This is a genomic window from Ottowia massiliensis, from assembly GCF_900240305.1.
Classification (GTDB): domain Bacteria; phylum Pseudomonadota; class Gammaproteobacteria; order Burkholderiales; family Burkholderiaceae_C; genus Ottowia; species Ottowia massiliensis.
The window spans coordinates 42,251-61,521 of sequence record NZ_LT964854.1; the positions used below are offsets into that span (position 1 = coordinate 42,251).

Consider the following 19,271-nt stretch of genomic DNA (forward strand, 5'->3'; position numbering starts at 1 on the left):
AATCAGCCCCCGCTTTGGCATGCGGGCAGGCATGGGCGCGGGCATGAACGCCAGCGCCCGCCTGGGCCTGGCCCTGCTGCTGGCGCTGGCCGTGGGGCTGGGCGCTGCGCGCGCGGCGCAAGCGTGGTGGCAGCCGCAGGCCGCCGCCCTGGCCGATGCAGCGCTGACGGCCCCCGACGCCCGCCACTGGCTGGGCGTGGACGACCTGGGGCGCGACGTGCTGGCCCGCCTGGCCGCCGCCGCGCCGCTGACGGCGGGCGTGGGCCTGGCCGTCAGCGCGCTGGGCATGGCGCTGGCCGCCGCTTTGGCGCTGCTGGGCCTGCGCAGCCCGCGCGCCGATGCGCTGACGCTGCGGCTGGCAGACGTGTGCAGCGCGCTGCCGGGCACGCTCATCCTCATTGCCCTTTCATCGGCCTTCCGCCCCGGCGCGGCGGCGCTGGCCGCTACTTTGGCGCTGCTGGGCTGGGATGCGGAGCTGCGCACGCTGCGCGCGCGGCTGCGCCAAGTCTGGCGGCATGAAAGCCTGGACGCAGCCCGCCTGGCCGGCGCGGGCGCGCCCTGGCTGCTGCGCCGCCACGCGCTGCCCGCGCTGGCGGGCCTGCTGGCCGCGCAGGCCGTGGGGCTGGCGCGGCGCGGCGTGTTCCATTACGCGGGGCTGGCCTTTCTGGGGCTGGCCGATCCGCGCCAGCCCACCTGGGGCGGCATGCTCAACGAGGCCATGCCCTGGCTGGCGCACCCGGCGGCGCTGTGGTGCGCGCTGCCTGCGGCCTGCTGCCTGGCGTGCCTGCTCATCGGGCTGGCGCTCATCGGGCAGGGACTGGAAGAGGGGCGATGGAAAGCCTGGTGATCGAAGCCGAAGACTTCGGCGTGAGCGCGGGTGGCCGGGCGCTGCTGCGCGGCCTGCGCTTTCGCGCCGCGCAAGCCGGGCCGCTGGTCATCGTGGGCGAATCGGGCGCGGGCAAAAGCACGCTGGCGCGCGCGCTGGCGGGCCTGGCCCCCGGCCCGGCCACGGGCGCGCTGCGCGTGGGCGGGCTGAACCTGGCCGCTGCCAGCGCCGCCGAGCTGCGCGCCTGGCGCGGGCGGCGCGCCAGCATCGCCTTGCAAGACGCAGCCAGTGCGCTCAACCCGCAGCACACCCTGCTGGAGCAAGTGGCCGAGCCGCTGCGCCTGCACCGCGCCATGGGCGCGCGGCAGGCCCGCGCCGCCGCCGCTGATTTGCTGGCCTCGCTCGATCTGCCCGCCAGCCTGCACGCGCGCTACCCCGCCCAATGCAGCGGCGGCCAGCTCCAGCGCGCGCTGCTGGCCGTGGCGCTGGCGCCGGAGCCTGAGCTGCTGGTGCTGGACGAACCCACTTCGGCGCTGGACGCAGCCGCGCGCGATCTGGTGCTGCGGCGGCTGCGCGCCGAAGCGCGGCAAAGGCGGCTGGCTGTTGTGACGCACGATCTGGAGCCGGCCCGCGCGCTGCAAGGCCAGACGCTGGTGCTCTACGGCGGCAGCGTGATGGAAACCGGCCCCGCCGCGCGCGTGCTGGCCGCGCCGCGCCACCCCTACGCGCGCGGCCTGCTGCGCGCCTGGCCGCGCGAAGGCGGCAAAGACCTGCAAGGCATCCCCGGCGAGCCGCAAGACGGCGCCAGCGGCTGCCCCTTTGCCAACCGGTGCAGCCAGCGCATCGAGCGCTGCCTGCAAGAGCGCCCCGCGCCTGATGCGCACGGCGTGGCCTGCCTGCGCGGCGGCATCGTGACCGTGCTGGCCGCGCACGGCCTGCACAAGCGCGCTGGCGGCCAGCCCGTGCTGCGCGGCGCCTCGCTGCGCGTGCAAAGCAGCGAAACCGTGGCCATCACCGGCGCCAGCGGCGCGGGCAAATCCACGCTCGCGCGCGTTCTGGCCGGCCTGCTGCGCCCCGATGCCGGAACGGTTGAAATGCCCGGCCTGGCCCGCGATGGCGCCAGCGGCCCGGCCCGCAACGGCCTGGGCGGCCAGGGCGGCCAGGGCGGCCTGGCTTTCGTGCCCCAGCACGCCGCCGCCTCCGTGGCCCCGCACTTTTCGGTGTTCGAGGCCGTGGCCGAGCCGCTGGCCATTGAGGGCCGGCTGGACGCGGCGGCGCTGCAAGCGGCCGCGCGCCAGGCGCTGACGGATGCGCGCCTGCCTGCGGCGGATGACTTTCTGCGCCGCCCGGCGCGCCGCCTCAGCGGCGGCGAGCTGCAACGCCTGGCCATCGCCCGCGCCCTCATCACGCAACCCGCGCTGCTCATTGCCGACGAACCCACCGCCGCGCTGGACGCCAGCGTGCAAGCCAAGGTGCTGCGCCTGTTTCTGCACTTGCAGGAAACGCGCGGCCTGGCCCTGCTGCTCATCACCCACGACCTGCCCGTTGCCCGCCACGTGGCCGACCGCATCCTGCGGCTGGAAGGCGGCGTGCTCACGCCGGTTGCCCCGGCCCCGGAAGACCTGTCCGGGCAGGCTTTGAACAGGTTCTAAAGCGTCAGCCGCGCCAGTTTCAGCCCCGCCATCACCATGCCCACGACGCCCAGCGTGTGCAGCGCCGCCGTGGCCAGCGCGGCCAGCCAGCGCTGCGTTTGCAGCATGTGCACCACTTCTACGCCAAAACTGGAAAACGTGGTGAGCGCGCCCAGAAAGCCGGTCATCACCGCCAGCCGCCAGGCCGGATCCAGCCCCGGCCAGCGCTCAAATGCAGCCAGCGCCACGCCCGCCAGCAGGCCGCCTGCCAGATTGGCCGCCAGCGTGCCCCAGGGCAGCCACGCGCCGGGCGTGTTCAGTGCCTGCGTCAGCGCCCAGCGGGCCAGCGCGCCCGCGCAGGCGCCAAGGCAAAGGGCCATCAGGTTCATGTTGCCGTGGTTTCAGGTGGCGGGCGGGCGCTCAATACCGCTCGAACAAGGCTTGCAGCGCCGCTGCGTCTTGCGTGCGCGTCAGCCCCAGGGCCATGAGCAGGCGCGCCTGCGCGGGCGTTTGGTCATCAGCGCACAGCCACAGCGGGCTGCGGGCCGAGGCGGGCAGCGCGCCGCTGCCTGCGCGGCTGGCGCGCACCAGCCACACGCCTTGCGCGCGCAGGCGCCGGGCTTGGGCTTGCAGCGCTTGCGGCACGGTGCCGATGCCAAAGCCCGCGTGGACGATGGCCTGCGCGCCTTCAGCGGCCAGCGCCCGCCAGGCGGCCGCGCTCATGCCGCCATAGCTGGCGGCCACGGCCACGGCGGGCAGTGCGGGCAGGGCGTCGGCGTCGAATTCGCTGGCCAGCGTGTGCGGGCGGCAGGGGGCGCGGTAAAAGCGCGGGCCGTCGTCGGCCACCAGCCCCAGCGGGCCGTAGGGCGATTGCAGGGCCTGCACTTGCGCGGCGTCGCGCTTGGCCACGTCGCGCCCGCTCCAGATGGCGCCGTTCATCACCACCAGCGCGCCCTGCCCTGCCGCGCGCGCGCTGGCGGCCACTTGCACGGCCTGGTAGAGATTGAGCGGCCCGTCGGCGCCCAGCGCAGTGGCTGCGCGCATGGCGCCGGTGAGCACGACGGGCTTGGCGGTTTTGAGCGTCAGGTGCAGCAAATAGGCGCTTTCTTCCAGCGTGTCGGTGCCGTGGGTGATGACGATGCCGTCCACATCGCCCTGCCGCGCCAGCGCCGCCACGCGCTGCGCCAGTTGCAGGCGCTGCGCGTCGCTGATGTCCGCCGAGTCCAGCGCAAACAATTCATGCACTTGCACCTGCGCCAGTTGCGCCAGCTGCGGCACGGCTTGCAGCAGCGCCTGGCCCCGCAAGGCCCCGGCCACGTAGGCGGCTGCCGTGCTGTCAGGGCCTGCTCCGGCAATGGTGCCGCCCGTGGCGAGCAAGGCGATGCGGGGCAGGCGGCGAGGGCAGGCGTGGGCGGAGGCGGCAGTCATGGCAGGGCGAAAAACGGCGGCAAAGCGCGGCAGCGGATACGCGCTGGCGAAAAGCGGCGATCGTATTCGCGCCATGGCCCGGTTGGTTCAGTTGGCACAGGGCCGCTTTTTCCGCTGCCGGGCGGCCTCTGCGCCTGCGGCGCGCGCCCGTGGTTCTCGGGGAATTCCCAGAGGAATGGGCGGCTCAATTCAAGAATCGTTCTCATATACTTGCCGCGCACCTTGCCCGCTCCGCTCTCTTGGGAAAGCCCGCCATGCGTCATCCAGCCCCCGCCGCCGAACAAACCGCGCCGCCCAGCTTCCAGGCCCTGTTGATCAACACGCTGACGCTGATGACGGGCTACGCGCAGACGCCCGCCGGTACTTTCCATCGCAGCCTGCTGGCCGGACAGGTGGCCCAGCAACTGGGCGAACTGGCCGCGCGGCCGCGCATCAGCCCCGCCATGCGCGCGCTGTTCATGCGGCTGGCAGGTGAATGGGTGCTGCTGGCCCCCGCTGCGGAAGCCGCGCCCGCCCAGCCTGCCGGCGGCACGGGGCGCCACAGCCCGGCGGGCGTGCAATGAAAGCCATGGTTCAGGAGGTTCAACCTATGAGCGCACGCTTGTCCGCTTCCCGCTTTCCCGCTTGCGATCTGGCCCATGAACACGGCGTGCTGCTGCGCCAATGGGCGGGCGCGCAGCAGCGCATCAGTGACATGGCCGCCGCCCACGCCCGCCGTTGCGCGGCGCTGGAGACCGAACTCATGCGCCAGCGCGCCCGCTGGGTTATCGCCACCACGCGCCTGCTCTGGGGCCTGGGCTGGCCCGGGCTGACGCCGCTGCCCGGCCCCGCCCGCAAGGCCGCCAGCCCGCGCGGCGGCATGCCCCCGCTGCGCAGCGTGCAAGACGTGCTGTGCCAGACCGGCTGCGCCAGCCACGGCCACGCCTGGCTGGATGAAGCCTCCGGCGACTGCCGCCTGAATGGCCAGCCCTGCGCGCGGCAAAAAAGCGCAGACCGGAACGGGCAAGACGCAGAGCAGAACATGAGCCGGGAGCAGGAAACGCCCGCCCGCATCAGCTCCTCTATTCATAGCAATACGTCCTAGTGGAAACTGCGCGAAACGGCATTTCCACCCCCTTCAATTCGCTCCTTTTTTGCGAATAGCCTTGGCGGGCCTGATGGCCGTGATCAGGCCGTGATCAGGCCGTGATCAGGCCGTGAGCGGGCTGTAAGCCGCGCCAGTCAGCCAGCCGCCACGGCTTGGCCCTGCTCCGTTTGCTCCGTCTCGCGCCGCAGCGCCTCGCGCGCGCCCAGCACCACATCGCCCACCACCACGATGGCGGGGCTGCCCAGGCCGCCTGCTTGCATCGCCTGCGCCAGGCGGCCCAGCGTGGTCACGCACTGGCGCTGGCCGGGCCAGGTGGCGCGCTCGATCACGGCGGCAGCCGTATCGGCGGGCAGTGCGCGCAGCAGCCCGGCCTGTATTTCGGCGGCATGGCCCGCGCCCATGTAAATGACCAGCGTGAGCTGCAAATCACGCACGGCCTCGCCCATGCGCTGCCAGCGCGCGGCTTGCTGCTGCGGCTGGTGCGCCTGCGCATGCAAATGCCCGCTGGCAAAAATCACGCCGTGCGCGCGCTCGCCATGCGTGAGCGGCGCGCCCAGGCTGCCCAGCGCCGCCAGTCCGGCGGTGATGCCATGCACCACGCGCGGCTCGTAACCAGCTGCGCGCAGCTGCTGCACTTCTTCGCCGCCCCGGCCAAAAATGAACGGGTCGCCCCCTTTGAGGCGCACCACCGCCCGCCCGGCACGCGCTTCGCACAGCATCAGTTCGCCAATGCGCGCCTGCGGCGTGCTGGCCTGCCCGCCGCGCTTGCCCACGCGCAGCACGTGCGCGCCAGGCCGCGCGTGGGCCAGCACGGCTTCGTGAACCAAGTCATCCACCAAAAGGACATCGGCGCTGGCAATGGCCTGCACGGCCTGGAGCGTGAGCAGTTGCGGATCGCCCGGCCCCGCGCCCACCAGCGTGACGCAGCCCGGCGGGCCTGGCCTGGCCGCCATCACGCCTGAAGCGATTCATCAAACGGCATCACCTGCACCAGCTGCGGGTGATTCACCTCGTCCACCAGCATGGTTTTCACGCGCGCCTGCCAAAGCTGCGCAAAGCGGGCCAGCTCCTGCTCGTTGGCTGCGCCCGCCACGGCGCGGGGCATGAGCGCGCGCATCTCGTCGCCAAAAGGCGCAATGCTGGCGTCCAGCGCCACCTGCACGGCCTGGCCGCTGTCCAGCCGGCGCAGCGCCAGCACGCCCCGCATGGGCACATCAAAGCGCAGCAGGTTGCGGCGGCCAAAGCGGTGCGCCGGGCCTATGCCCGCAAAACCCGTTTCGGGCGCGGCGCCCGTCAGCAGCGTGGCCACGGCGGCCACCACGCCCGTGGCGCCGTCTTCGCGGCCTTCGGCCATCATCACCTCAATGCCGCCGCGCTCGGGCAGCTGGCCATCGGCATACAAATGCCCCAGCCCCTTGACGACCATGAGATAGGCCCCCGCCACCGTCGGGCACGAATGCCCGGCCAGCCGCACCGCATCCACATACCGGTAGGTGATGACGCCGCCAGCGGCAGCCCCCAGAAACTGCGCCAGCGCGTCATGCACGCGCAAAACAGGCGCCTGGTCAAAAAAAGCGGGAAATTCATCGGCAGGCTGATGAACGGACATGGCAAAAGCGCCTTTCACGCGAAGAAGTGGATGGAATGAAACAAAGCGCGGCATTGTCCACGCAAGCCCTTTGCCCGCACGCGCCGCAAGCCCAAAGCCAGCCGCCTGCACGCACGCCGCTTACATGCCGAATGCCATCAAAAACAGGAGCTGAATCAATGGGTGCCAAATACCGTTTGGCGCGCGTTTTACCAGGACGTCATGCTATGAATGAAGGAGCGAAATAGAGCTGTGCATTCCGCTTGCCTTTTCTGCCCGCTTTGCTCATCGCTGGCGCTTTCAAGCCGCCCGCTCCTTCATGGATCGCTCCTGGAGCGCGCGCAGGGCTTCAGCGCCTGTCCTTCAACACCCAATGAATAGCAAAACCCCCTCCATGTACCCAAGCGGCATAACCGACGCGTAGTGGCAAGTGCTGGCCGTGTGGGATGTGCTGCTGCGCCAACAAGTGCGCACCAAGGCGGGCAGGCGGGCCAGACCCAGCGTGGCCGTCATCGACCCCATCGCTCAAGACTGTCTCAAAAGGGAGCAGCGCAGATATGACCGCAGACAAAAAGATCAAAGGCACGATGGGCTGCTGCTGGCTGTGCTGGTGCACTCGGCAGACATTCAGAACCGGATGGGAGCCGGGGCTTTACTGGTGAGGCTGGGCAGGCTTGCTCGCCTCTGGCTTTGCTGTACGCGCACTGGCCGCAACAGCGTCAGCGCCAAGGTCAAAACTGGCGCTGAAAGTGGGGCAAGAGCATGAGGGGCTTCAGTTTGGCGTCAGCAGGCAGGCTGACAGTGGCAGGATGAGGGTCTGCCGCATCAGAAACAGGAGCAAATTTCGGGGGTATGAAAACGGTTTTCCCGCACATTCCACTAGGACGTATTGCTATTGAATAAAGAGCAAATAGGCGGCAATGGAAAGGTGCGAGCGCTTTCTTGCGCGGGCGGCATGAAGCGGCGCAGGCGGGGCAAACAAGGCCGTGGTCATGGCCTTTGGCCTGGCTGGCGCCGCCAAAAAAAGCGCTGATCCATTAGGCCCCGAATGGCTGGCATGAAAACATGCTTTTCGCAACAGGCCCGGCGCCATGATTTTCTTGGGAATTGAATCAACGCAAATGATGTTTTCTGATTTGAATGTTAGTTTCTGGCGTCTTCTTTTGTCCGCAAACCCGGCATTCAATAAACCATCCTCAAGAGGCGGCAAGGCGGTTCATGGCATGAACAAGCACCACTATTCCAGTTCGGTTGTGAATATCTGAAAAAGTCTTACAACAAGGCGGCCCAAAAAATATATTATCGGCAGCAGATAAATCAATACCGTCTGATCATGTTTAAGGCTTTTAAGCCAAGAGCTGCCTAATAGCATTAACCATATGCCACCAAAATAATGCGCCCATTCCCCACGAAATTCAGACCATTTCTTGCAATACGGGCATTTGACATCTCCAGATAGACGAAAGAAAGTAAATAGCCACATATGGAGATACACCTTGAGACGCAAATTGATGGTCCGCTTGCAAAAAGAGCATGTTTTCTTTATTCTCATAAAACATCTCAATGATATATTGACGCCATCAATGCAAACATGACATCTGCATCACGCGCTAAAATGCAACATACGCTCGGCTAAATCAATCGAAACTTGTAAAGTCATCATCCCAATGCATATACTCCTCGTGAGTCATAAGTCTGATGCTGTATATATTAATGATCTTTGATGCAATCCATACCGCTGGCCATGTGGCAAATGCACACAATAACATATATCCGCTAACCTTTGATAGGAGCCAAGAAAAAAAGAGGAAAAATGGGTAGCTCATCACCAGCAGACTAATGAAAAGCCATAAATAAAATGAAGTGAAATAAGATTGTTTCTTGCAATGCGGACAAACAATGCGGCGAGCCATTCTTCTGGTATATTTTCGAAACTCTGGCAGCGGAGAGTCCAGATACAAATCCTTGAAAATCCATTCGCGCAGCGGAAATTCCATCTCATAAGAGCAATAAGGGCATTTCTTGACCGTCATTTCGGCAGCCTTTCCTTGTTTCCGTACAGTTGAAAATGGTTTTATCGAAATGGCTCATTCCGGAATCTGTTGCTCTCGATCATCCCTGCAAAACCGGCAGATTCCAGAACAAGGGCTATTTTTTGGCTTTTATTCTTTCTCCCCATCCCGGTTTTTCATGGCTTGCCGCCCGTTTATCAAGCCAGTTTCCGGGATTTGGCTGTTTTGCTTTCAAGGCGCGCCGGGTTCGCGCTTACGCGCATTGCTGCGCGATGAAGGCTTTGATGGCTTGCGCGTCCGCTGGCATGACGCGCACGCGGCGGGGCAGGTTTTCGATGCCGTTGAAGGCGGCAGGGCGGTCCGGGTCGCGGCCCAGGGCTTCGCGGATGGTGGCGGCAAATTTGATGGGCAGCGCCGTTTCCAGCACGATCATGGGCGTGTCTTTTTGCGCAAACTGGCGGGCCACTTTCACGCCGTCGGCGGTGTGGGTGTCCACCAGCACGCCGTACTGCCCGTGCACGCTGCGGATGGTGGCCAGACGGTCGGCATGGGTGCTTTTGCCGCTGGCAAAGCCGAATTGTTCGCGCGCGGCGGCAAAGCGCGGGTGGCGGCTCAAATCAAACTGGCCTTGCTGCGCCAGCGTTTGGCCAAAGAGGGCGCGGGTGGCGGCGGCGTCGCGGCCCAGCAGGTCGAACACGAAGCGCTCGAAGTTGCTGGCCTTGCTGATGTCCATGCTGGGGCTGCTGGTTTCAAACGTTTCGGCGCTGCCGCGCACGCGGTACAGGCCCGTGCGGAAGAATTCATCGAGCACGTCGTTTTCATTGGTGGCGACGATGAGGCGGCGGATGGGCAGCCCCATCATGCGCGCCACGTGGCCCGCGCAGATGTTGCCGAAGTTGCCGCTGGGCACGGTGAAATCGACGGTTTGCGCTTCGCTTTGCGTGGCCTGCATCCAGCCCGCGAAGTAATAGACCACTTGCGCCAGCAGCCGCGCCCAGTTGATGCTGTTGACGGTGCCGATGCTGTAGCGGCGTTTGAAGGGCAGATCGGCGCTGACGGCCTTGACGATGTCCTGGCAGTCGTCAAACACGCCTTCGACGGCGATGTTGTGGATGTTGGCGTCTTGCAGGCTGAACATTTGCGCCTGCTGGAAGGCGCTCATGCGCCCGTGCGGGCTGAGCATGAACACGCGGATGCCGCGCTTGCCGCGCATGGCGTATTCGGCGGCGCTGCCAGTGTCGCCGCTGGTGGCGCCCAGGATGTTGAGCTGCGCGCCCTGGCCGCCGTTTTTGCGCGCCAGCTCGTATTCAAACAAGTTGCCCAGCAGCTGCATGGCCATGTCTTTGAACGCGAGCGTGGGGCCGTTGGACAGGGCTTCGAGATAAAAGCCTTCTTCCAGCTTTTTGAGCGGCGTGATGGCGCGCGTGCCAAACACTGCGGGCGTGTAGGTTTTGACGCACAGCTGCCGCAGGTCGGCGGCGGGGATGTCGTCGATGTAGAGCGAGAGGATTTCAAACGCCAGCGCGGCATAGCCTTCATCGCGCCACACCTGGCGCAGGCGGGCCAGACCGGCAGCGTCCAGCTGCGGGTAATGCTGCGGCAGATACAGCCCGCCGTCGGGCGCCAAGCCCTCCAGCAAGATGTCGCAGAACTTGCGGGCAGTGGCATCGCCACGGGTGGAGAGGTAGTTCATGGGAGCCGGCTTTCTGGTTGCTTGTTCATTCATGGCTGGCGGCCTTTGCTGGCCTTGGCCGAGCTTTGCCTTTGGGCGTCAAGCCAGCTCTTCCTTGCGGATGCGCACGATGGGCGCGAGCACGGCGGGCAGTTGTTGCAGGCGCGCCAGCGCGGCGTTCATGCTGCCTTCCAGGGCGTTGTGCGTGAGGATGATGAGGTCGGTTTCGTGCGCGTTTTGCGCGGCGCTGCCTGTGCCGCGCTGGAGCACGGCGTTGATGCTGATGCCGGCGTCGGCCAGGATGCGGGTGACTTGCGCGAGCACGCCCGTCTCGTCTTTCACGCGCAGGCGCAGGTAGTAGCTGGTGATGACTTGTTCGATGGGCAGCACTTGCACGTGGCGCAGCGCGCCGGGCTGGAAGGCCAGGTGCGGCACGCGGTGCTGCGGGTCGCTGGTGGCCAGGCGGGTCACGTCCACCAGGTCGGCGATGACGGCGCTGGCCGTCGGCTCGCTGCCCGCGCCTTTGCCGTAGTGCAGCGTGGCGCCCACGGCGTCGCCTTGCACGAGCACGGCGTTCATCGCGCCTTCCACATTGGCAATCAGCCGCCGGGCGGGAATGAGCGTGGGGTGCACGCGCAGCTCCACGCCTTCGCCTTCGCGCCGTTTGCTCATGCCCAGCAGCTTGATGCGGTAGCCCAGCTGCTCGGCGTATTGGATGTCGGCGGCGGCCAGCTGCGTGATGCCTTCCACGTAGGCGCGGTCGAACTGCACGGGAATGCCGAAGGCAATGGCGCTCATCAGCGTGGCCTTGTGCGCGGCGTCGATGCCTTCGATGTCGAAGGTGGGGTCGGCCTCGGCGTAACCCAGGCGCTGCGCCTCTTTGAGCGCCACGTCAAAGTCCAGCCCCTTGTCGCGCATCTCGCTGAGGATGAAGTTGGTGGTGCCGTTGATGATGCCCGCCAGCCACTGGATGCGGTTGGCCGTCAGCCCCTCGCGCAGCGCCTTGATGATGGGAATGCCGCCCGCCACGGCGGCCTCGAAGGCGACCATCACGCCTTTTTTCTGCGCCGCTTCAAAAATTTCCGTGCCGTGCACGGCCAGTAGCGCCTTGTTGGCCGTGACCACGTGCTTGCCCGCCGCAATGGCTTCCAGCACCAGCGTGCGCGCCACGCCATAGCCGCCAATCAGTTCCACGACGATTTCGATGTCCGGGTTGGCGATGACCTCGCGCGCGTCGGCCACCACCTGCACGTCAGGCCCCACGATCTGGCGAGCGCGCTGGGTGTCCAGATCGGCCACCATGACAATTTCAATGCCCCGCCCGGCGCGGCGCTTGATTTCTTCCTGATTGCGACGCAGCACGTTGAAAGTGCCGCTGCCCACGGTGCCGATGCCCAGAAGGCCGACCTGGATGGCTTGCATATGGTTTTTCCCTATGGTTGAGCGAGTGCGAAAAAGGCGGGATTATTCCTGAGCGCCTGTCCGGCGCCTGGCTGTGAGGAGAGGAAATGACGGGCCGCAATCAGGGCGGCCCAGGCGCAGCCGGTGAATGGCCGGCCTGAACGCGCGAAACCGTATTTCGCATTGAGTGCGCCAGGCCATTCGAGGCGGCTGCCCCTAAATACATAGCGTGACGTCTTGGCGGAACCTGTTCTGGACGGCATTTCATACCCCAAAAATCTGCTCCTGTTTCCGATGCTGTCTGGCTGGCAGAAGGCATGAAGGACAATGCCGCGTTGCCATTTTTGTCAGGAGACTGAAACATGACCGCACGCCGTTGCTTGCTGCTGTCCGCCCTCGCGCTGGCGGCGGCCTGGGCCGCGCCTGCCGCCTGGGCGCAGGAGACTGCGCCGCTGCGCATCGTGGTGCCGTATCCGCCTGGCGGGCCGCTGGACGCAACGGCGCGGGTGCTGGCCGAGCGAGTGCAAGGCGAGCTGGGCACGGTGGTGGTGGACAACAAGCCGGGCGCGGGCGGCAATATCGGCATGGCCGCCGTGGCCAAGGCTGTGCCCGACGGGCGCACGCTGGGCGTGGCGGCGGTGGCCACGCTGGCCATCAACCCCTGGCTGTTTCGCAAGATGCCGTATGACGCGGCCAGAGACTTCGCCCCCGTCACTGCCGTGGCCCGTGTGCCCAATGTGCTGGTGATGAATGCCGAGGTCGCCCGGCAGCTGAAGATTGCCAGCGTGGCCGATCTGATCGCCCATGCCCGCGAAAACCCCGGCCAGCTCAACTACGGCTCCGGCGGCAACGGCAGCGCGGGGCATCTGGCGGGTGAGCTGTTCAAGCAGCAGGCGGGCATCGAGGCCACGCACATTCCCTTCAACGGCGCCAACCCCGCGCAGCTGGCGCTGCTGGGCGGGCAGGTGGACTTCAACATTGACAACCTGGCCAGCGCCGCGCCCAACATCAAAAGCGGCAAGCTCGTGGCGCTGGCCGTGACCAGCGCAAGCCCCAGCCCCATGCTGCCGGGCGTGCCGCCGCTGGCCGACACGCTCAAGGGCTTTGAGATTGACACCTGGTGGGGTCTGGTGGCCCCGGCGGGCACGCCCGCGCCGGTGCTGCAAAAGCTCTCGTCGGCTTTTGGCAAGGCGCTGGCCAGCCCGCAGGCGCAGCAGCGCTTTGCCGCCATCTGGGCCGAGCCGCTGCCCACCACGCCAGAGCAGTTCGGCGAGCTGGCCGAGCGCGAGCGCGGCCGCTATCAGGGCATTGTCAAGCTCTCGGGCGCGCGGGTGGACTAGGAACCTGCTTCAAAGCGCGCTTTCTCTTTTCTTCATCAACCCACGACAGACTTTTTCAATGCGCCTTCTTCACACCATGCTCCGCGTGGGCGATCTGGACCGCTCCATCCGCTTCTATACCGAGGTGCTCGGCATGACGCTGCTGCGCCGCTCCGAGAACCCCGAATACCGCTACACGCTGGCCTTTCTGGGCTACGAAGGCGGCAACCCCGGCCAGGCCGAAATCGAGCTGACCTACAACTGGGGCCAGACCCAATATGAAATGGGCACGGCCTACGGCCACATCGCCATTGGCGTGCCCGACGCCCGCGCGGCCTGCGAAAAAATCAGCGCCGCTGGCGGCTGCGTCACGCGCGAGGCCGGCCCCGTGATGGGCGGCAGCACTGTCATCGCCTTCGTGAGCGACCCGGACGGCTACAAGATCGAGCTGATCGAGCGCGCCGACGACACGGCCAGCGGCCAGGGCCTGCGTTAATTGGCGTTCGCTGCCGCAAGGCTTTTTCCGCCATGACGCCCGCGCAAATCGAGCGCTTTTTCGCCATCTTGCAAGCGGCCAATCCGCACCCCGAAACGGAGCTGGAATACGGCAGCGCCTTTGAGCTGCTGGTTGCCGTGCTGCTATCGGCGCAGGCCACCGACGCGGGCGTGAACAAGGCCACGCGCATTCTTTTTCCGCTGGCGCGCACGCCGCAGCAAATGCTCGACCTGGGGCTGGAGCGGCTGGAAGCGGCCATCAAAACCATTGGCCTGTATCACAGCAAGGCCCGCCACCTGCTGCAAACCTGCCGCATCCTCATGGATGAGCACGGCGGCCAGGTGCCGCGCACGCGCGCCGCGCTGGAGGCGCTGCCCGGCGTGGGCCGCAAAACGGCCAATGTGGTGCTCAACGTCGCCTTTGGCGAGCCGACGATGGCCGTGGACACGCACATCTTCCGCGTGAGCAACCGCACGGGCCTGGCCCCCGGCAAAACGCCGCTGGCCGTGGAACAAAAACTGCTGGAGCGCGTGCCGCCGCATTACCTGCTGCACGCGCACCACTGGCTCATCCTGCATGGCCGCTACGTGTGCCAGGCGCGCAAGCCCCGCTGCTGGGAATGCGCCGTGGCCCACCTGTGCGACTGGCCGGACAAAACCCCTGCCCCTTCCAAAACCACATGAACGGAGCACCGACATGAGCGCCCCTGCCAACTTTCCCGCCGAGCGCATCTACGACTACGTGCACGCCCCTCATAAAAGCGCCGTGCTGCTTGACCGCCTGTGGCCGCGCGGCATCAGCAAGGCCGCCCTGCAAGGCGTGGCCTGGGAAAAAGACGCCACCCCCAGCACCGAACTGCGCCACTGGTTCCACGAAGACCCCGAAGGGCGCTTCGACGAGTTCTGCCAGCGCTTCCGCCAGGAACTGGCTGCCCCCGCCGCCCAGGCCGCCCTGGAGCGCCTGCGCGCGCTGCCCCGGCCCCTGACTTTGCTCACCGCCGCCAAAGACCCTGCCCACAGCCACATCGCCGTGCTCCAGCAGGCGCTGGCCGGGCGCTGAAAGGCGCGAGGGCGGAGCGCAGCAGGTTCTCCATGCAGCTGGGCCGCGCCTTTGGCCTGCTTTGCCAGTCGGAAAATATCAAAAACAGGAGCGAATTCAAGGGGTAAAAAACGGCGCCTGCGCCCGTATCTCTAGGACCTCATGCTATTTTTTCAGAAGCAATATGCTGCACTTACCATCTGAGGCATTCCACGGCGTGCGGCGCTGGCTTGCGCGTGTGGCTTTGCGCATGCCCTGCGCGCCCCATTCACTCTCATTGCCGCGTTCATGAATTCCGCTTCTTCCCGCCTGCCTCTGCTTGACGTGCAGCACTTGTGCATCCGCTTTGGCGCCAAACCCGTGGTGCAAGGGGTTTCGTTTGCTCTTGCGCCGGGGGAAAAGCTGGCGCTGGTGGGCGAGTCAGGCTCTGGCAAAACGCTGACGGCGCTCAGCCTGCTGCGGCTGCTCGATGGCGCGGCCTTGCAGGGGCGGGCGCTGTTTGCCGGGCGCGACGGGCAGGCGCGCGACCTGCTGGCGCTGCCCGAGCGGCAGATGCGCGCGCTGCGCGGCGATGAAATCGCCATGATTTTTCAGGAGCCGATGACGGCGCTCAATCCGCTGATGACCATCGGCGCGCAAGTGGCCGAGGCCCTGCGCCTCAAGCGCGGCCTGTCCGCTGGCCGCGCGGCGCAAGAGGCGGTTGAGCTGCTGGCGAAAACGGGCATTGCCGAGCCGCAGCGGCGTGCGCGCGCTTTCGCGCACCAGCTCTCGGGCGGGCAGCGCCAGCGCGCCATGATTGCGATGGCGCTGGCCTGCCAGCCGCGCCTTTTGCTGGCCGATGAGCCGACCACGGCGCTGGATGTGAGCCTGCGCGGGCAAATTCTGGATTTGCTGGAGAGCCTGCGGCGCGAAAACGGCATGGCCGTGCTGATGATCACGCACGACCTGAACCTGGTGCGCCGCTTTGCCGACCGCGTGGCCGTCATGCAGCAAGGCCGCCTGGTGGAGCAAGGCAGCGCCGCCGCGCTGTTTGCCGCCCCGCAGCACCCTTACACGCAAAAACTGCTGGCCAGCCGGCCCGTGCGCGATGTCGATGAATCGCCCGCTGGCGACGCGGCGCAAGCCCCCGCGCTGGCCGCGCAGCACGTGCGCGTGACTTACCCCGCGCCGCTGCCGGGCCTGCGCGGCTGGTTCAAAAAAGGGCAGTTCGTGGCCGTGCATGACGCCAGTTTTTGCCTACCGGCGGGGCGCACGCTGGGGGTGATTGGCGAGTCAGGCTCCGGCAAATCCACCCTGGCGCAAGCGGCGCTGGGCCTGCTGCCTTTCACGGGCGAGCTGCGCGTGGCGGGCCGCCCGTGGCAGCGCCGCACCCGCGCCGACAGGCCGCTGCGCCGCGTGGCGCAAGTGGTGTTTCAAGACCCGTTCTCTTCCCTTTCGCCGCGCATGACCGTGGAAGAAATCGTGGGCGAGGGCCTGCTGGTGCATGCCCCCCACTTGAGCGCCACCGAGCGCGCCGCGCGCGTGCGGCAGGCGCTGGCCGATGTCGGCTTGCAAGACGGCGGGCAAGAAGGCGGGCTGGACGGCAAAGAGGAAAGCGGCCCGCAAGCCGCTCAAGCCACGCCAGACAGCGCCAGCCGCGCCAGCCGCTTTGCGCATTTGCTGGGCCGCTATCCGCACGAGTTTTCGGGCGGGCAGCGCCAGCGCATCGCCCTGGCGCGCGCGCTCATCGTGGAGCCGCAGCTGCTGGTGCTGGACGAACCCACCAGCGCGCTGGATGTGACGGTGCAAAAACAAGTCATCGCGCTGCTGCAAAAGCTCCAGCGCGAGCGCCGCCTGGCCTATCTGCTCATCACGCACGACGTGGACGTGGTGCGCGCCCTGGCGCATGACGTGCTGGTGCTCAAGGACGGGCAGGCCGTGGAAACCGGCCCCGCCCTGCAAGTGCTTGAAAAGCCGCAGCATCCCTACACGCAAAAGCTGCTGGCGGCGGCGTGAGGCTTTGCAAGGCTTTGTCCAGGGCCTGCTTCAGCCTGCCTGCGAAACAGATTCGGCGTTTTGAGATTCGGCGTTTTGGCCCTGCGGCGGCCTGCTTTATCCGGCTGCATCCGGAAGCAGGCGCGGCCGGCGGGCGGCGCAGCGCCTTCACGCCCACCCGGAAGCATCAAAAACAGGAGCGAATTCAGAGGGCTTGAAATACCCATCTGCGCAGGCTCCACTAGGACGTATTGCTATGGATAGATGAGCAAAAATACGCGATAGCGGCCTATGCACGGCTTATTTCCAGCCCATTCCAGCGCGCCTTTGCGCCTCGCGGGCTGGGCGCTACGGCTTCTGGAGCGGCGCGGTTGGCCCGGCTTCGCCGGGCGGCGTCATGCTTTTCAGCATCTGGCGGCAAGGCGCGAGCTGGCGGGTGATGAGCGAGAGCTGCTGCCAAAGCACGCTGTTGGGGCGGCGACCCTGCACGCGCGCGCGCAAGGCGCGCACGCCGCTTTGGATGCGCTCGCTGGCGGCGGCAAAGGCGCTGTCGTCCAGCCCGGGCAGGGCTTGCAGCAGCTGGGCCGTTTGGCGGGCGGTGTCGAAAAAGAGGGGAGTGAAGGCTTGCGCTTCGGGTGCTTCGGGCGCTTGCGGCGCGGCTGCCGCTTCAGGCGTTTCAGGCGCGGCGGGCGAGGGCTGCGTTTGCGGCGGCTGTCCGGCGGCGCTGGCTTCCTGCCGCGCCTCCTGGGCAATCTGGCTGCGGTAAGCGCCCAGGGCGGAGATGTAGCCAATGAGCGCGTAGCTGGTTTTCAGCAGGTTCAGCCCCGCGCCCTGCATTTGCGGGCTGTGGCGGCCTGGCTGGCTGCTCATGTCGGAGATGGCGCTGCTCAAGGCGGCCGCCTTTTCGTGCGCCAGGCGGCGTACGCTGCGGTAGGCCACATCGTCGTCCACGCCGTTTTCAAGCTGGCTGATGATGCGTTCCAGATACGCGCCGTTGCTGGCGATGGAGGCGCTGGCGCTGGCGGGCAGGCTGAGGTAGCGCCAGTCGGGCCAGAGAAAGTGCACGGCGGCCCAGGCGATGGCCGCGCCGGTGATGGTGTCGATGATGCGCACGGGCATGGCCGCGTAGATGTCCACCCCCATGAGCGAGAGGCTGGTGAGCGCCTGGATGGTGATGAAGAAGGTGGACCAGCTGTATTTGTAGTTGCGCATCAGGAAAAACAGCGTGGTGGTGAGCACGATGATGCCCAGCTTGGTTTCCACCGTGGGCGTGAACCAGGGCACGACGGAGCCGACGAGCACGCCCGCGATGGTGCCGCCGATGCGCTGGTTCACCCGGCTGCGCGTGGCCGAATAGTTGGGCTGGCACACGAACAGGGCTGTCAGCAAGATCCAGTAGCCCAGATTCAGATGCAGCAGCTCCACCACCGTGCACGAGAGGGCCACCACCAGCGACAGCCGCACGGCGTGGCGAAACACCGGCGAGCGCATGTTCAGCTGGCCGCGCATGGCGCGCAGGGCGTGCAGCAGCGGGCCGTCTTGCTCCTGGGCGGCGATGCGGGTTTTGTCGGAGTTTTCGCCAAAAGCGGCGTCTGCGGCGCTTTCAATGTGGCTGAGCTGGTAGTCAATGCCCGCCAGGTTGTCCATGAGCCTTTGCAGCGCGTGGAGCTGGTCGGCCTGACCGCCCTGCTCCGCCTGATCCGCCTGTTCCGCCTGGCGGCTTTGGGCATGCACGCGCAGCGACTGCTGGCAGCCCGTCATGGCGCGTTGCAGGCGCGCGGAGTAGGCGTAGGGCATGTCGGCGCGCAGGCTGGAAGCCACGTCGCGGCAGGCCTGCCCCTGCAATTCCAGCAGGCGGTGAATGCGGAAGATGAGATCGGTGTTTTTCAGGCTCTCGGCCAGCTCGCGGTAATCGGCATGCGTGGAGCTGATGCGCTCATGCACGTCTTGCGCAATGAAATACAGCCGCAGCATGCGCGCCGTACGCGGGTGCCGGTGCTGGCCGCGCATGCGGTAGAACAAGGCGCTGCGGCACTGGTTGAAGGCGTTGATCACCGCCGTGTTCTGCCGCGCCAGCGCCAGGCGCGGGCCGTCTTCCAGCCACTCGGCCTCGTCGGGGTCGAAAAAAGCGGCTTTGGCGTCGAAATACCCGCCCAGCTCGGCAAAAGCGGCGGCCATGCTGTCTTGCACGGGCCGGTGCGGAAAGACCACGTGCAGGCACAGCGTGACGCTGCTGTACAGCAGCGTGCCGCACAAAATCAGCAGCGGATTCAGAAACCAGGGCGTCTGCGGCGCATAGGCCAGCGTGGTGTAAGTGGCCACCGCCAGCGCGCCAAAGGCAATGGTGCGGTAGCGCAGCCCCAGCGCGCCCAGCACCGTGAACAGGAAAGTGAGCGCCGTCATCGTCACGATAAACGGCAGCCCCGTGCCCAGCATCGTCTGCACCAGCAGCGAAGAAAAAGAAAAGGCCAGCGCCGTCAGCACGATGTTTTGCACCCGCCCCGTCAGCCCGTTGTCCAGATCGACCAGACCGCCCGCAATCACGCCCAGCACCAGCGGCATCGTCCACGCGGGCTGCCGCACGGCCCACACAAAGCCGCAAGCCAGCATCACGCAGCAGAAGATGGGCAAGGTGGCGATGACTTTGGAATTGATGGCAGGCGTGCGCATGGCGTGGGAGCGCGCCGCCAGCGGCTGGCGGCGCAAAAAGGCGCAGATTGTGCGCCTGGCGCCAGTCAGTCGCGCATCAAAACAATGCGCTTTGATCAAGCCGGAAATGAAAACAGCCCGCCAGGCGCG

At 66.6% G+C, this 19,271-nt stretch carries 18 protein-coding genes; 9 read left to right on the forward strand and 9 right to left on the reverse strand.

Translation table 11 applies throughout. From position 1 onward, the window contains the following. Positions 1–43 precede the first annotated feature (43 nt). Together C1720_RS00180 and C1720_RS00185 are read left to right on the forward strand one after the other, a co-directional pair. Positions 44–847: an ABC transporter permease subunit gene (locus tag C1720_RS00180; RefSeq protein WP_146006783.1), complete on the forward strand. Its 804-nt coding sequence runs from the start codon at positions 44–46 to the stop codon at positions 845–847. After that, positions 832–2,478, forward strand: coding sequence for an ABC transporter ATP-binding protein (locus tag C1720_RS00185; RefSeq protein ID WP_102282811.1), 1,647 nt, complete (start codon positions 832–834; stop codon positions 2,476–2,478). Before C1720_RS00180 ends, C1720_RS00185 begins: the two co-directional genes overlap by 16 nt. Here C1720_RS00185 and crcB read toward each other — a convergent pair. Continuing rightward, the gene (gene crcB / locus C1720_RS00190) at positions 2,475–2,846 is read right to left on the reverse strand and encodes a fluoride efflux transporter CrcB (RefSeq protein ID WP_102282812.1); all 372 of its coding nucleotides are present in this window, start codon (positions 2,844–2,846) and stop codon (positions 2,475–2,477) included. The genes C1720_RS00185 and crcB overlap by 4 nt on opposite strands. Before the next feature lie 31 nt (positions 2,847–2,877). Next, positions 2,878–3,885, reverse strand: coding sequence for an asparaginase (locus C1720_RS00195; protein ID WP_050716098.1), 1,008 nt, complete (start codon positions 3,883–3,885; stop codon positions 2,878–2,880). Positions 3,886–4,139: 254 nt separating this feature from the next. Here C1720_RS00195 and C1720_RS00200 point away from each other — a divergent pair, with 254 nt between their 5' ends. Both C1720_RS00200 and C1720_RS00205 read left to right on the forward strand, forming a co-directional pair. After that, positions 4,140–4,448: a hypothetical protein gene (locus tag C1720_RS00200; protein ID WP_102282814.1), complete on the forward strand. Its 309-nt coding sequence runs from the start codon at positions 4,140–4,142 to the stop codon at positions 4,446–4,448. A 26-nt stretch (positions 4,449–4,474) separates the two neighbouring features. Then, positions 4,475–4,969: a hypothetical protein gene (locus C1720_RS00205; RefSeq protein WP_102282815.1), complete on the forward strand. Its 495-nt coding sequence runs from the start codon at positions 4,475–4,477 to the stop codon at positions 4,967–4,969. Between the two features lie 137 nt (positions 4,970–5,106). On the opposite strand, the gene cobA is transcribed toward C1720_RS00205, so the two are convergent. The 6 genes from cobA to C1720_RS00230 form a co-directional block, all read right to left on the reverse strand. Next, positions 5,107–5,925: a uroporphyrinogen-III C-methyltransferase gene (gene cobA, locus C1720_RS00210; protein ID WP_102282816.1), complete on the reverse strand. Its 819-nt coding sequence runs from the start codon at positions 5,923–5,925 to the stop codon at positions 5,107–5,109. Next, positions 5,925–6,581: a hypothetical protein gene (locus C1720_RS00215; protein WP_102284412.1), complete on the reverse strand. Its 657-nt coding sequence runs from the start codon at positions 6,579–6,581 to the stop codon at positions 5,925–5,927. The genes cobA and C1720_RS00215 overlap by 1 nt, the downstream gene beginning before the upstream one ends. An 871-nt stretch (positions 6,582–7,452) precedes the next feature. Continuing rightward, the gene (locus tag C1720_RS12600) at positions 7,453–7,770 is read right to left on the reverse strand and encodes a hypothetical protein (RefSeq protein WP_146006784.1); all 318 of its coding nucleotides are present in this window, start codon (positions 7,768–7,770) and stop codon (positions 7,453–7,455) included. 427 nt (positions 7,771–8,197) lie between these two features. Beyond that, complete coding sequence (locus C1720_RS12605; RefSeq protein WP_146006785.1) at positions 8,198–8,593, reverse strand: hypothetical protein; 396 nt, start codon at positions 8,591–8,593, stop codon at positions 8,198–8,200. A 232-nt stretch (positions 8,594–8,825) separates the two neighbouring features. Further along, complete coding sequence (gene thrC, locus C1720_RS00225) at positions 8,826–10,265, reverse strand: threonine synthase (RefSeq protein ID WP_102282818.1); 1,440 nt, start codon at positions 10,263–10,265, stop codon at positions 8,826–8,828. Between the two features lie 78 nt (positions 10,266–10,343). Then, positions 10,344–11,666, reverse strand: coding sequence for a homoserine dehydrogenase (locus tag C1720_RS00230; RefSeq protein ID WP_050716093.1), 1,323 nt, complete (start codon positions 11,664–11,666; stop codon positions 10,344–10,346). A 341-nt stretch (positions 11,667–12,007) separates the two neighbouring features. On the opposite strand from C1720_RS00230, the gene C1720_RS00235 reads away from it, so the two are divergent. The 5 genes from C1720_RS00235 to C1720_RS00255 all read left to right on the forward strand — a co-directional run bounded on the left by C1720_RS00235 (position 12,008) and on the right by C1720_RS00255 (position 16,493). Further along, complete coding sequence (locus C1720_RS00235) at positions 12,008–12,985, forward strand: Bug family tripartite tricarboxylate transporter substrate binding protein (RefSeq protein ID WP_102282819.1); 978 nt, start codon at positions 12,008–12,010, stop codon at positions 12,983–12,985. Between the two features lie 58 nt (positions 12,986–13,043). Then, positions 13,044–13,460, forward strand: coding sequence for a lactoylglutathione lyase (gloA, locus tag C1720_RS00240; RefSeq protein ID WP_102282820.1), 417 nt, complete (start codon positions 13,044–13,046; stop codon positions 13,458–13,460). 32 nt (positions 13,461–13,492) lie between these two features. Further along, the gene (nth, locus tag C1720_RS00245; RefSeq protein WP_102282821.1) at positions 13,493–14,143 is read left to right on the forward strand and encodes an endonuclease III; all 651 of its coding nucleotides are present in this window, start codon (positions 13,493–13,495) and stop codon (positions 14,141–14,143) included. Between the two features lie 13 nt (positions 14,144–14,156). Beyond that, a complete protein-coding gene (locus tag C1720_RS00250) occupies positions 14,157–14,519 on the forward strand; it encodes a DUF488 domain-containing protein (protein ID WP_050716089.1) in 363 nt (120 codons plus the stop codon). 267 nt (positions 14,520–14,786) lie between these two features. Further along, complete coding sequence (locus C1720_RS00255) at positions 14,787–16,493, forward strand: ABC transporter ATP-binding protein (RefSeq protein ID WP_102282822.1); 1,707 nt, start codon at positions 14,787–14,789, stop codon at positions 16,491–16,493. 327 nt (positions 16,494–16,820) lie between these two features. On the opposite strand, the gene yccS is transcribed toward C1720_RS00255, so the two are convergent. Next, positions 16,821–19,142, reverse strand: coding sequence for a YccS family putative transporter (gene yccS / locus C1720_RS00260; RefSeq protein ID WP_102284413.1), 2,322 nt, complete (start codon positions 19,140–19,142; stop codon positions 16,821–16,823). Between the last annotated feature and the right edge of the window lie 129 nt (positions 19,143–19,271).